The sequence below is a fragment of the Colwellia sp. 1_MG-2023 genome (genome assembly GCF_030546755.1).
In the GTDB taxonomy this organism is placed as follows: Bacteria; Pseudomonadota; Gammaproteobacteria; order Enterobacterales; family Alteromonadaceae; genus Thalassotalea_H.
On record NZ_JAUOPE010000002.1, the window covers coordinates 221,837 to 234,417 of the forward strand.

11 protein-coding genes are annotated in these 12,581 nt (G+C 37.5%); 5 read left to right on the plus strand and 6 right to left on the minus strand.

The window, feature by feature from the left end:
- Positions 1-60: 60 nt before the first annotated feature.
- The 3 genes from Q4493_RS03120 to Q4493_RS03130 form a co-directional block, all read right to left on the minus strand.
- Positions 61-3,201 (minus strand): efflux RND transporter permease subunit, encoded by a 3,141-nt coding sequence (locus Q4493_RS03120; RefSeq protein ID WP_303449338.1) that lies wholly within the window; start codon positions 3,199-3,201, stop codon positions 61-63.
- Between the two features lie 9 nt (positions 3,202-3,210).
- The gene (locus Q4493_RS03125; protein WP_303449340.1) at positions 3,211-4,299 is read right to left on the minus strand and encodes an efflux RND transporter periplasmic adaptor subunit; all 1,089 of its coding nucleotides are present in this window, start codon (positions 4,297-4,299) and stop codon (positions 3,211-3,213) included.
- A 118-nt stretch (positions 4,300-4,417) separates the two neighbouring features.
- Complete coding sequence (locus Q4493_RS03130; protein ID WP_303449341.1) at positions 4,418-5,458, minus strand: MBL fold metallo-hydrolase; 1,041 nt, start codon at positions 5,456-5,458, stop codon at positions 4,418-4,420.
- Between the two features lie 143 nt (positions 5,459-5,601).
- Between Q4493_RS03130 and Q4493_RS03135 the strand changes: the two genes are divergently transcribed.
- Positions 5,602-6,219, plus strand: coding sequence for a TetR/AcrR family transcriptional regulator (locus Q4493_RS03135; protein ID WP_303449342.1), 618 nt, complete (start codon positions 5,602-5,604; stop codon positions 6,217-6,219).
- A gap of 31 nt (positions 6,220-6,250) precedes the next feature.
- Here the strand turns inward: Q4493_RS03135 and erpA are convergent, their stop codons facing one another.
- Together erpA and Q4493_RS03145 are read right to left on the minus strand one after the other, a co-directional pair.
- Positions 6,251-6,592, minus strand: a complete 342-nt coding sequence (erpA, locus tag Q4493_RS03140; RefSeq protein WP_303449344.1) for an iron-sulfur cluster insertion protein ErpA — start codon at positions 6,590-6,592, stop codon at positions 6,251-6,253.
- A 53-nt stretch (positions 6,593-6,645) separates the two neighbouring features.
- The gene (locus Q4493_RS03145; RefSeq protein WP_303449345.1) at positions 6,646-7,314 is read right to left on the minus strand and encodes a DUF6776 family protein; all 669 of its coding nucleotides are present in this window, start codon (positions 7,312-7,314) and stop codon (positions 6,646-6,648) included.
- Positions 7,315-7,473: 159 nt separating this feature from the next.
- On the opposite strand from Q4493_RS03145, the gene Q4493_RS03150 reads away from it, so the two are divergent.
- The 4 genes from Q4493_RS03150 to hemL all read left to right on the plus strand — a co-directional run bounded on the left by Q4493_RS03150 (position 7,474) and on the right by hemL (position 12,099).
- Entirely contained in the window at positions 7,474-9,198 is a 1,725-nt protein-coding gene (locus Q4493_RS03150) for a chloride channel protein (RefSeq protein WP_303449346.1), read from the plus strand.
- On the plus strand, positions 9,195-9,623 hold the full coding sequence (locus tag Q4493_RS03155) for a CopD family protein (protein ID WP_303449347.1): 429 nt from the start codon (positions 9,195-9,197) through the stop codon (positions 9,621-9,623). Before Q4493_RS03150 ends, Q4493_RS03155 begins: the two co-directional genes overlap by 4 nt.
- Positions 9,624-9,741: 118 nt before the next feature.
- A complete protein-coding gene (locus tag Q4493_RS03160; RefSeq protein ID WP_303449348.1) occupies positions 9,742-10,755 on the plus strand; it encodes an aspartate carbamoyltransferase in 1,014 nt (337 codons plus the stop codon).
- Between the two features lie 63 nt (positions 10,756-10,818).
- On the plus strand, positions 10,819-12,099 hold the full coding sequence (gene hemL / locus Q4493_RS03165; protein WP_303449349.1) for a glutamate-1-semialdehyde 2,1-aminomutase: 1,281 nt from the start codon (positions 10,819-10,821) through the stop codon (positions 12,097-12,099).
- Between the two features lie 76 nt (positions 12,100-12,175).
- On the opposite strand, the gene Q4493_RS03170 is transcribed toward hemL, so the two are convergent.
- A complete protein-coding gene (locus tag Q4493_RS03170; RefSeq protein WP_303449350.1) occupies positions 12,176-12,571 on the minus strand; it encodes a hypothetical protein in 396 nt (131 codons plus the stop codon).
- Positions 12,572-12,581 lie beyond the last annotated feature (10 nt).

Below are 12,581 nucleotides of genomic sequence, written 5' to 3' on the forward strand. Positions count from 1 at the left end.
CATGAATTCAATGAAGCTAAAATAGCCTCAATGCTCAGTGATTACCTGCAAACAATTCAACTAAGCAGCTGGATTTAAACGCTTCAATCTTTTGATAAAGTTTAATTTGCTTTGCCCTTTACGAGCCTGCTTATTTCGATCTCTTAAGACAATTAAACATGGCGTTAAAAACAAAGTTAACACGGTGGCAAACGCTAAACCTCCAGCTACGGCTGTCGCTAATTGTGTCCACCATTGCGTAGATGGCGCACCAAAAACGGCAGTGCGATTAAAGAAGTCTAAATTCACCTGCAGTACCATAGGTAATAACCCTAAAATAGTCGTAACTGTCGTTAGCATAACAGGGCGAAGGCGTTGAGCACCTGTTTGTAACACTGCATCAATTGGCGACAATCCTTCTTTTCGTAAGACATTATAAGTATCAATTAATACGATATTATTATTTACCACTATGCCTGCCAGGGAAATAACACCTATCCCGCCCATCACAATACCAAAAGGTTTTTGTACTAAAAACAGTGCCAAGAAAACCCCTACAGTAGAAAAAATAACGGCACTTAAAATTAAAAATGCTTGATAAAAACTATTAAACTGTGTGACTAATATTATCGCCATGACAAAAAGCGCAATACCAAAGGCGTTCACTAAAAATGCTTCCGACTCTTGTTGGTCTTCGTTTTGGCCTTTAATACTAATATTAACACTTGGGTCGATACCTAATGATGGAAACTGTGCTTTCAATGCCGGCAATTCGGTTAATAGCTGTGCGCCACTCACTAAGTTAGCTTGAATAGTGACAACTCTTTTACCATCGGTTCGATGTATGGTATCGACTTTAGGCGCAGCTTCTCTAGTAACAAAGCTACTAATGGGCACTAAGCCTTCCGCTGTTTTAATGCGTAATGTATCAAGTCGACCAATATTGCGTTTTTCTTCCGGGAAGCGAACTCTAATATCGAGTTCATCGTCGACATCATCAGGACGATATTCTCCTAATTTCAAACCATTAGTAACCATTTGCACTGTTGAACCAACAATCGCAGCATCAGCCCCATAAGTAGCCGCTTTAGAACGATCAATTTTTAATTGCCACTCAATACCGGGTTTTGCCCCTGAATCTTCTATATCAGTAAAATTACCATTAGTTATTAATGCCTGACGAATAATTTTAACCGCATCATTCAATTTGTCAGGGAAACGAGAATTCAACTCAAGTCTGAGGTCTTTTCCTGATTGTGGACCATCTTCATTTTTGCGCACTTCTAATTCAACACCAGCTAAATCAGTAGTACGCTGATGAATTTCTTTAATGGTTTCATCCGACTTACGTCGAAATTGCCAATTAACAAAGTTCACTTGAAATGAACCAACAATATCATTGCCACCAGTGAGGGTATATAAGGTTTTAATTTCTTCCAAATCAAGAATACGTGTTTCAATATCTCGCATTATTTGATCTTTTTCTTTCACCGATAGGTCACCGTGTGAACGTACTACAATGGTGGCACTGTTAGGCTCTATTTCTGGGAAAAATATTGCGCCTAAACCAGAAGCACCATACAACCACATCACAAATACAGCGGTACCAAAAGTAGCACATACAATTTTCCAAGGATGTTGAACAGCGGTTGTTAATAAGGCCACATATTTGCCGGTAAAACCGGTTAAATGAGTTAAATTACCTTGCTCGGTGTTTTGGATGCGTAATTTTTCTTCTCTGCTTAACACTCGAGTTTTGCCTATAACGCTGCCTATGGTTGGCACAAACACTAGTGCCATCGCTAAAGAAGCGGTTAATACAGCAATTAATGTGATCGGCAGATATTTCATAAATTCTCCCATCATTCCAGGCCAAAACATCAAAGGGGCAAAAGCCGCTAAAGTGGTGGCGGTTGATGCAATAATCGGCCATGCCATGCGCTTAGCTGCTAAACCATAGGCTATATGTCTTGGCTTGCCTTCACTCATTTCGCGATCTGCAAATTCGGTCACGACAATGGCGCCATCTACCAACATGCCCACTGCCATAATTAATCCAAATAAAACAACAATGTTTACCGTTAACCCTGCAATGGCCAACACTAAAATCCCGGTTAAAAAAGCCCCCGGAATTGCCACACCAACTAAAATAGCAGTACGTGTGCCAAGAGCGGCAATAATGACAATAACCACAAGTAACACCGCAGATAAAACATTATTTTGTAAGTCACTTAAGGTATTTTTAACTTCAATAGATTGATCACCAATGTAATCAACTACTACTTGATTAGGCCATTTCTCTCGCTCTTTTTCGATTAGTGCTTTGACATTATCAACGGTATAAATAATATTTTCACCCGAGCGTTTTTTTACTTCTATTGAAATAGAACGCTCACCATTTAACCGAGCAAAAGTCGTAGGATCTTTATATGAACGACGCACTGTAGAAACATCTTGAAAGGTAATTACCTTATCGCCATCAGCCTTTATTGGTAATTCAAGCAAATCTTGTACAGTTTCAAATACCGATGGGACTTTAATGGCGAAACGTCCCTTGCCCGTGTCCATAGTCCCTGCGGGTACCAGACGATTATTACGCTCAACTAAGTTATAAATATCCGTTTGATCTAAACCGTAGCTTTCCATCAGCAAAGGATCTACGATAATTTCAACCATATCTTCGCGGTCACCGCCAATATCAACTTCAAGGACCTCTTGCATCCCTTCAATTTTATCTTTGAGATCACGAGCAAGGGTTAATAAACCTCGCTCGGTTACAGGACCAGATAAAATCACGGTAACTGCTGGAACTTGATTTGCCATCGTCACTTCATGAACTTCTGGCTCTTCAGATTCAGAAGGCAACTTAGCCTTGGCAAGGGTGACTTTATCACGGACATCGGCTAAGGCTTCTTTAGGATCTAATCCCGCCAAGAACTCAATATTAATTGATGCATGCCCTTCGCTGGCGGTGGATTTCATTTCTTTTATGCCAGCGATAGATTTCAGCTCTTTTTCCATCGGACGAACAAGCATACGCTCGGCATCTTCTGGTGAAATGCCATCGTGAACCATAGAGACATAAATATTCGGGATAGTAATATCAGGATTGGCTTCTTTGGCGATATTAGCGTATGTGATCGCCCCTGTGATTAATAAAAGTAAAAACACCATTAATACAGAGCGCGTCCGCGATAAAGCGGCTTCAATAATTGTTAGCACAAAGCCTCCTTACTTTTCAGTGCTCATTATGGCATCAACCGTATCGCCAGCGCGAACAAAGCCTTGCCCAAGAATAATGACATCGGCTTGCTCGCCAAGACCTGCTAACCAAATACCATCATTTTCACTTTTAACCACATCAATTGGCGTAAAAACAACAGTATTTTGATTGACTGTTTTCACCCCGATATTGCCCATTTCATCAAGCGCTAATAGAGCCGGTGACAATTTCATTGCCGAAACTTCATTTAAAACAATAGCGACTTCACTACTAATGCCAGCTAATAGATTTAAATCACTATTTTCAATGGCGACTTCAATTTTAAAGGTATTGGTACTGTCATCTGCAACACTGGAGATATATCTTAAGTGTCCTGGCAGTTTAGTTTTATTTAATAAACTTATTTCCGCACTTTGCCCAACCGATAACTGCGAAATTTGTTGTTCCGTAACGAACGCCCGAACAACCAGCGGATCTAAATCAGCAATCATGGCAATATCATCGCCACTTTTTACATAATCACCTTCTTCGACATATCGAGTATTTAAAATACCATCAAAGGGAGCACGAATAACCGTATAACTAATGGCGATTTCCAATCGTTTTATTTCCGCTTTAACAGCAGCAAGATTGGCTGCGGCACTACTAACTTGCACCTGTCCTTGATAACCATCGGCATTCAGCTTTTTTGCTCCCTGATATTCAATTTCACGTTGACTCAATAAAGCTTTGCTTCGCATTAATTGTGCTTCAAGATCATTCATTTCAAGCTTAGCGATTATTTGCCCTTTAGTGACCTTCGAACCTCTTTTTGCTAACACTTGTTTAATCTTTCCTGATATTTCAGCTTTGAGCTGAGTCACTCTATCGGGCTCAGTTCGACCATAAAGTTCAACTACATCACTGACTTGTTCAGCGAAAAGCGTCGCCACTTTAACTTTAGGTATGACATTATTTTCTTTAGCTGTTTTTTTAGGGACTTCTTGAGCTTGCATAATGCCAGAAGCCATCCAAAGAATTAAAGTAAGCGTAATGAATAAAGCGATAATATATGGGCGCTCTGTTAACCATCTTCGTCCATGTTGAATTCGTGTCATTATGTTTCCTGAAAAATTAATAATAATTCGACTTAATTAATTGTACCTAGTTGCTCAAATTTTGTCTAAATATCGATTGCAACAAGTTGTTAATAAATATAAATCTGTAAAGTTTATACTACTTAAATCTTTCTAATACTGGCTGCGATTTCTTAATATTTAACCGCCACCATTTTTCGTTAGAATGAGGTGTTTTCACGTTGACTGAATCACCAAATTTTGGGGTTAATAAATTTACATTTTTTATCTTTGAATATTCATTAACTCTTTCTAGTGGTTCATACCAATCATGAAGCGCTAAATCAAAGGTACTATTATGTACGGGTATCATTGCTTTACCTTGTAAATCTATATGAGCTTGAACACTTTCTTCTGGCAACATATGAATTTCACTCCAAAGATCGTTATAAGCGCCAGTTTCGATCATCGTAATGTCAAACGGCCCATAACGATTGCCAATTTCTTTAAATCCTGAAAAATAACCACTATCACCACTGTAAAACAAGTTGCTTTCCTTGCCATGGATAACCCAACTCGCCCACAATGTTTGGTCTTTATCAAAAATACCACGTCCTGAAAAATGTTGAGCTGGCGTTGCAACAAGTGTTAAATTATTCAATTGTACTTCTTGCCACCAGTCAAGTTGATGAACTTTTTCTTCACTTATTCCCCACTTGACTAAATAGTCACCAACATTTAAGGGAGTAACAAACGTCGATGTTTTATCGTCAAGTAGTTTAATGGTGTTTTTGTCTAAATGATCATAATGATCATGACTAATAATTACGGCCTTGAGTTGCGGTAACTTATCAAGACTAATTGGGCTTTGATGAAATCGTTTTGGTCCTAACCATTGCACAGGTGATGCTCTTTCGCTAAAGACAGGATCGATTAGAATGAATTCACCATCAATTCTAACTAATAAACTTGAATGACCTAAACGAATTACGGCATCAAACTTATCATTCAATAATTGCTCTTGCGTAATAAAACTAACCGGAATATCACTTTTTGGCTCTGCCTCAAATCGTTTTGCATTGATATAAGCTTTAATTATTTTCCAATAACTACTCATTGATACATCATAGTTTAAGTCACTATTTTGATAATGGCTTTTACCTACATGTCCATTCAATTTAGCAAAAACACCATAAGCCATGACAACCCCTATAAATATTATAATTAATTTTTTAACACTCATTTCAACAACCAAAAGTAAACTACACGGTGCAGTTTATAAAAATACAATTGAAAAGTAAACTGATGAGTGTAAAATATATTTTTTAATCTGCGATTTTATTGATGACATTTAAAACTAAAACACGAAGCGAACTTAAACGAGAAGCTATTATTGATGCCGCAAAACAAGCTTTTAAAGAGTTTGGGGTTCAAGCTACTAGTATGGATAAGCTGGCTGAGCTAGCAAAAGTTTCTAAACGAACTGTTTATAATCATTTCGCTACGAAAGAAGCTCTTTTAATGTATCTAGTTGCCGAACTTTGGCAAAAGGCCGAAACACAGGTAAATGTCGTATATCAATCAAATATATCACTGGAAGAGCAATTAATGGAGTTACTGCTAGCTGAAATAAACTTCATTTGTACTGAAGAGCATATGGATGTGTCTAAAGTGGCTATTGGTCATTTCTTTTATAACTCAGAAGCCTTACAAAAAGAATTTGAAAAAATATCTTGCCAAGAAAATGCTATTATTCGCTGGTTAAATGCAGCAATTAAAGATAAAAAATTATTAATAGATGATGTAGATTTTGCGAGTGATCAAATACATAACTTGATCAAAGGAGGGTGTTTTTGGCCGCAATTATTCCAAATGGACAAGGATTATCATGATGATAAAAAAAGGACTTTAGCTCAAGAAACCGCTCGTATGTTTTTGGCGCGTTATCAACAAAAAAGCTAGCATGAGCTAGCTTTACTTTATTCGCATGAGATTAAATAGAAAATGAAGCGCCGCAACCACAAGTTGTAGAAGCATTTGGGTTATTTACTAAGAAACGACTCCCTTCTAAGCCTTCAACATAATCGACTTCACCATCAACTAAGTATTGTAAACTCATCGGATCGATCACCATAGTGACACCTTTTTTTACAATGGTCATATCACCATCATTGATCTTTTCATCAAAGGTAAAACCATATTGAAAACCAGAGCAACCACCACCTGTAACATACACACGTAATTTAAGTTCAGGGTTCTCTTCTTCTGTCACCAAAGCTAACACTTTATTGGCGGCAGCATCAGAAAATTTAATCGGTAATTCAGTATCAGACATGGGGTTAACAATCTCTTTAAATATAGGTGGTAATTATCTTAAACTTGACTAATTTAATCAAGTATTACTGGTGGTGTTTGTGGAATATTTTCAAGAACTGTTTGCCACGGGTAACTTTCATCAACACGTTGATAGCTCTGCCACCTGCTTTTAGGCATTATCGCAGCTAATGTTAATTTTTCTGGCTTAAAATTTTCAGGAAATGTAAATTCACCTTGAATAATTTGAAAGTATTGAAAATTAAATGACAACTGCTTTTTAGTTAATTCAGCAAGTTTATTCACATTAATGGTATGTGGTTTATTATCTAAACTGCCAACAAAGTTAAGTTCAACATGACCTTTAGCATAACGTTTTTTCACTTTTTGCTGCACTAAGATCACTTGAAAACGATAATGGTTTGGACTAGTTGTAGCTGAAATTACGACATTATCAATCACTAAACCATCGGCTTGCTTCTCAGGTGCCATCACTTTTTCATAAAACGCCAATTCTTTTTTGACTTGATAATGTTGTGCTTCCATTTCTTTTAACAATCGTTGTGATTTTTGATTCGCTAAACGTTCAACTTCTAATTCAACTTCTAAAGTATTTATGCGGCGAGTTTGCTCACCTTGTTTACGATATAAGTTATCTAAACGTTGTTTTTGTTGTTCAAGCGTTTGCTCTTGATAGGCATGAAAGAAATTTCCCATACGATAACCACAAAATAAACATGTCATGATCAACGCCAATAGTAAAATTGCCGATCGAAAGGTGCCTAATCGAAGTACCACTGTATTCAGATTTATTTTTGCTAACCAACTCATTTGTAACGTATTATGATATCCATGAAATAAAAAACTGATATTTGACTTTGTCTGTAACTAATTAAGCCTAATATGATCTCATTAACCCCGTTAAGAAAACATTTATCATTGCCCAGAACTTCTTGGCAATTATGCTTGCTTGCGGCTATTGGTGGGGCATGTTCCGCGCTGTTAGTGATATTGTTTACATTAAGTATTGAAGGTTTACAACAATTCTATCTGAACCAATTAGACGATTATACCAGTTTAGATATGGTAAGTCGTTTTGATTTACCGATAATTGGCGCAATCCTTATTATTATCTTTTCAAGGATTACTGGTTATCGTTATTTAAGAACCGGGATCCCCTTTGTTTTACATCGGTTAAAAGTCGCTCATGGCATTATTCCTTTAAGAAATACCATCCACCAATTTGTTGGGACGGTGATTGCTTTAGCATCGGGGTTTTCAGTCGGACGTGAAGGCCCAGCCGTTCATTTAGGTGCCGCCTGTAGTAGCTATATTGGCAGTTTGCTAAGATTATCATTTAATACCACTAGAACTTTATGTGCCTGTGGTATCGCAGCCGGTATTTCTGCTAGTTTTAATACACCAATAGCTGCGGTAATATTCGTAATGGAAGTAATATTACGCGAATATAAAGTTCATATTTTTATTCCAGTGATGATTGCCGCCATTGTTGGCTCGTTAATCACACAAAACTTTTTTGGACCGGCTCACAACTTAGATTACTTTAATAAGATAGAGCTAACTATCAGCCATTACCCATTAATTATTATTCTAGGTATGGCTCTTGGAGTGCTAGCCTTTATTTTTAATCGATATTTAACGTTATTAGTAAAATATTCAGGTAATTATCATATTATTCCTCGCTTGTTACTAGCCGCGTTTATTACGGGGGGATTAGGCTTCTTTATCCCTTATGCAATGGGAACCGATATCAGTGCGGTTAATTTTTCTTTAGCCTATGAACAGCATTTTCAATTATTGCTTGGCTTATTAATTGCCAAAATGATAATGACTGTAACGGCCTTAGGATTAGGGATTCCTGGTGGTATTATTGGCCCTATTCTCGCTATTGGCGCTATTGCAGGTACTTGTGCTTCAACGATTGCAATGACTTACTTACCTGGACAACATATTGCAACCGATTACGCCTTAATGGGCATGGCCGGATTTATGGCGGCGACTCTAAATGCTCCATTGGCAGCATTACTTGCAGTTGTTGAATTATCCAATCAAATAGAAATTATCATACCCGCGATGATCGCAATCACATCTGCATGTGTCGTCTCGGGACAGTTTTTAAAAAACCGTTCCATTATTATTATGCAGCTGGAAGTACAAAAATTATTATACCGTAAGCCCCCTATTGAAAAGTCATTGCAACGTATCGGGGTATTAGGGGTGATGCAAGAAAACATTGCTTTAATAATGGACTCATCACCACAAACAGTTACAAAAACATTCGAAGCAACACAAGGTAAAAAGCTCGTCATTAGCAAAGATAACAACTCTGAGCATTTGTTTACTTGGCATGAATTTGTGCCGTCCTCAGAAAGTCACTCACAAGATGTCAATAACGATACCGTTGAATTAACCGTGAATGATAAGATTGTCGAACATAAACTTATTCCCTTAGACTTTCAGGCCACTTTAGCTGAAGCTTACCTTGCGCTTGTAGCTGATAGATTAGGTGGGGTATATATTTACCAAGATAATAAAGAAAATATTTTAGGCATTGTTTCTTTTGAACAGATTAGACGTTATTTATTAGAAGGAAAAACAGCGGTATGACAATCCTTTGGCTCAAAGCATTACATGTAAGTTTTATGGTTGCATGGTTTGCCGGTATTTTTTATTTACCTCGTCTTTTTGTTAATCATGCAGAATGTGATGAGCCTAAAGTAATTGAACACTTAAAAGGCATGGAAAAACGTTTACTGTATTTTGTGACGCCTTTTGCTTTTTTAACGGTCATTCTAGGCATCGCGCTTATTTATCATTATGGTTACGAGTGGTTTGTCAGTGCTAAATGGTTACATATAAAAATAAGCTTAGTGATTGGTTTATTAATTTATCATGGTTATTGCTTTAAATTATTAAAAACCTTTAAGGAAGATAAAAACAAGCGTTCTGGAAAGTTTTATCGAATTTTTAATGAAGCCCCCGTACTCATTTTATTTGCGGTCATATTTTTAGTTTATCTTAAACCTTTTTAAACGAGTTCACGTGCTAATAAATTTTCAAATGTGCTATATTACCGCGCAAATAAATGGTTATAGCTAACAAAATATTTTTTTTGTTAGGTATTCAAAAATATAGTACAGGTAATAAGCCATGATGACCTTTCAAGGTAGCCATATTCTCTCTGTTTCACAATTTGATCGTGAAGCCATTTCAAAAATTTTATCTGTTTCGGCACAGATGGCTCCTTATGCGATGCGTCAAAAGCGCTGCCATGTTTTAGAAGGCGCAATTTTAAATAATCTATTTTTTGAACCTAGTACTCGGACAAGAGTCAGTTTTGGCGCAGCATTCAATTTATTAGGTGGCTTTGTTCGCGAAACTGTTGGGGAAGAAAATTCGTCATTAAGTAAAGGCGAATCACTTTTTGATACGGCCAGAGTGATCAGTGGTTATTCGGATGTTATTGCCATGCGTCATCCGAAAATGCACTCGGTGAGTGAGTTTGCACAAGGTAGTAATGTTCCTGTTATCAATGGTGGCGATGGCGCAAATGAACATCCTACTCAAGCATTATTAGATTTATTTACCATACAATCTGAAATGACCCCTCATAATAAAACGTTAGATGGCATTAACATCACATTGATGGGGGATTTAAAACATGGCCGAACCGTGCACTCATTGTCGAAACTGTTAAGTTTATATAATGACGTTAATATCACCATGATCGCGCCAAATGAACTCCAAATGCCCGACAATGTTATTTCAACGTTAGAGAATGCCGGTCATAAAGTGACTTTAACCGACAAGATTGAAGGCAATTTAGCTTGCGATGTGATCTATCAAACGCGAATTCAACAAGAGCGCTTTGCCAGCCCCGACGAAGCTGATTTATATCGTGGTCATTTTAGTTTAAATAAAGAAATATACCGTCAATATTGTAAAGATCATACGGTGATCATGCATCCTTTACCACGCGATTCTCGTCCTGAAGCAAATGAGTTAGATACCGATTTAAATGACTTAGACAATTTAGCTATTTTTAGGCAAGCACAAAATGGTGTGTTAGTTCGAATGGCATTATTTGCATTAACTCTAGGGGTAGAAGATAAATTAACTCAATATGAAAAACCTATCACTTGGCACAGTAATAAGAACATTTAAATAACTTAGTCATTGTAAATAAAGTTATTTAAGTCGATAAAAATGAAGTAAGGCATAACTATAATGAATAAATCTCAACAACTTTTTAATCACGCTCAAGAAGTGATTCCTGGTGGTGTTAACTCTCCTGTTCGTGCATTTAATGGCGTAGGTGGCACTCCCTGTTTTATCAAGCGCGCAAATGGCGCCTATGTTTATGACGAAAATGATAAAGCATACATAGATTATGTCGGCTCATGGGGACCAATGATTTTAGGGCATAACCACCCTGCAATTTTGGCCGCTGTGATTGAAACCGCTCAAAACGGCTTAAGTTTCGGCGCGCCAACAGCGCTGGAAATTACCATGGCTGAAAAGGTACGCGAAATTGTACCTTCGATGGAAAAATTACGCATGGTTAGCTCAGGCACTGAAGCGACCATGAGCGCTATTCGTTTAGCACGTGGATATACTGGCCGTGACAAAATCCTTAAATTTGAAGGTTGTTATCATGGTCATGCAGATTCTTTATTAGTCAAAGCAGGCTCTGGTGCCTTAACCATGGGCGTGCCTAATTCGCCAGGTATTCCAGAAGATTTTGCTAAACATACTCTAACGGTAAGCTATAACAATATTGAAGAAGTTAAGCAGGTTTTCGCAGAACTTGGTGATGAAATAGCCTGTATTATCGTCGAACCTGTAGCAGGAAACATGAATTGTATTCCACCTGTTGAAGGTTTTTTAGAAGGCCTAAGAGAAGTTTGTGATCAATATAAATCGGTACTTATTTTTGATGAAGTAATGACAGGGTTTCGTGTCGCTTTAGGCGGCGCACAAGCCCACTATAATATACAACCAGATTTAACAACCTTAGGTAAAGTGATTGGCGGGGGAATGCCCGTTGGTGCCTTTGGCGGTAAACAAGCCATAATGGATTACATTGCGCCAGTTGGTCCTGTATATCAAGCAGGAACATTATCAGGCAACCCCATTGCCATGGCGGCAGGTTTAGCTTCATTAAATGAACTTTGCCAAGGTGATAAACACCAGCAACTTGCTAAAGCGACAGAAAAATTAGCCATGGGTTTTAAAGCTGCTGCTGAACGTAATGGTGTGTCACTTTCCATTAATTATGTTGGCGCCATGTTCGGTTTCTTTTTCACTGAAGAAGAAAAAATCACCAGTTTCGCGCAAGCAACAGCTTGTGATGGCGATAAATTTAAACGCTTTTTCCACCTAATGCTTGAAGAAGGTATTTATCTAGCCCCTTCAGCTTTTGAAGCAAGCTTTTTATCAACGGCACATACTGACGAGCTACTTGAAGAAACATTAGCCGCTGCCGATCGCTGTTTTGCACAACTTTAAAGTTAACTAATCTCGACCAATAAAAAAGCTGCTAATTTTTACCTTAGCAGCTTTTCTTTTAATATAGCGTCTTGTGCTAATTTACTTTTACACTAATGAGTTCTTGTTGTAACCAATCAAACGCTTGTTGCCAACCGAGTTCTAAGCCTGAAAACGCTTGAAAATTCCATTCATCAAAAGCGCGTAATTGATACAAATCTTCCGTGCTTTTCTTACTTTCAGCTGAGTAATAGACAAAAGCAATCGCTTTTAAGTGTTCATATGAAGCAATACTTAATTTTGCTTCAAATGAATAAGTATAATTGTTCACTCGATTAACTAACATGCCAAAGCCATCTTTAAAATGTGATTCAACAAATTGATGACACTCTTCGATCATCTCCAAGGTCATTTCAACACCTTCATCAGCAACAACTTCAAGAATATTGTCATCGAGAATTTTGAAATAACCGAAACTTAGACGATGTTTCATTTAGAACCTC

Bases quoted from the DNA above. Each gene is read 5' to 3' on its own strand.
- Q4493_RS03150 (WP_303449346.1), top strand. From the start codon at position 7,474: ATGATCTCATTAACCCCGTTAAGAAAACATTTATCATTGCCCAGAACT.
- Q4493_RS03145 (WP_303449345.1), bottom strand. From the start codon at position 7,314: ATGACATGTTTATTTTGTGGTTATCGTATGGGAAATTTCTTTCATGCC.
- erpA (WP_303449344.1), bottom strand. From the start codon at position 6,592: ATGTCTGATACTGAATTACCGATTAAATTTTCTGATGCTGCCGCCAAT.
- hemL (WP_303449349.1), top strand. From the start codon at position 10,819: ATGAATAAATCTCAACAACTTTTTAATCACGCTCAAGAAGTGATTCCT.
- Q4493_RS03125 (WP_303449340.1), bottom strand. From the start codon at position 4,299: ATGACACGAATTCAACATGGACGAAGATGGTTAACAGAGCGCCCATAT.
- Q4493_RS03160 (WP_303449348.1), top strand. From the start codon at position 9,742: ATGATGACCTTTCAAGGTAGCCATATTCTCTCTGTTTCACAATTTGAT.
- Q4493_RS03155 (WP_303449347.1), top strand. From the start codon at position 9,195: ATGACAATCCTTTGGCTCAAAGCATTACATGTAAGTTTTATGGTTGCA.
- Q4493_RS03170 (WP_303449350.1), bottom strand. From the start codon at position 12,571: ATGAAACATCGTCTAAGTTTCGGTTATTTCAAAATTCTCGATGACAAT.
- Q4493_RS03135 (WP_303449342.1), top strand. From the start codon at position 5,602: ATGACATTTAAAACTAAAACACGAAGCGAACTTAAACGAGAAGCTATT.
- Q4493_RS03130 (WP_303449341.1), bottom strand. From the start codon at position 5,458: ATGGCTTATGGTGTTTTTGCTAAATTGAATGGACATGTAGGTAAAAGC.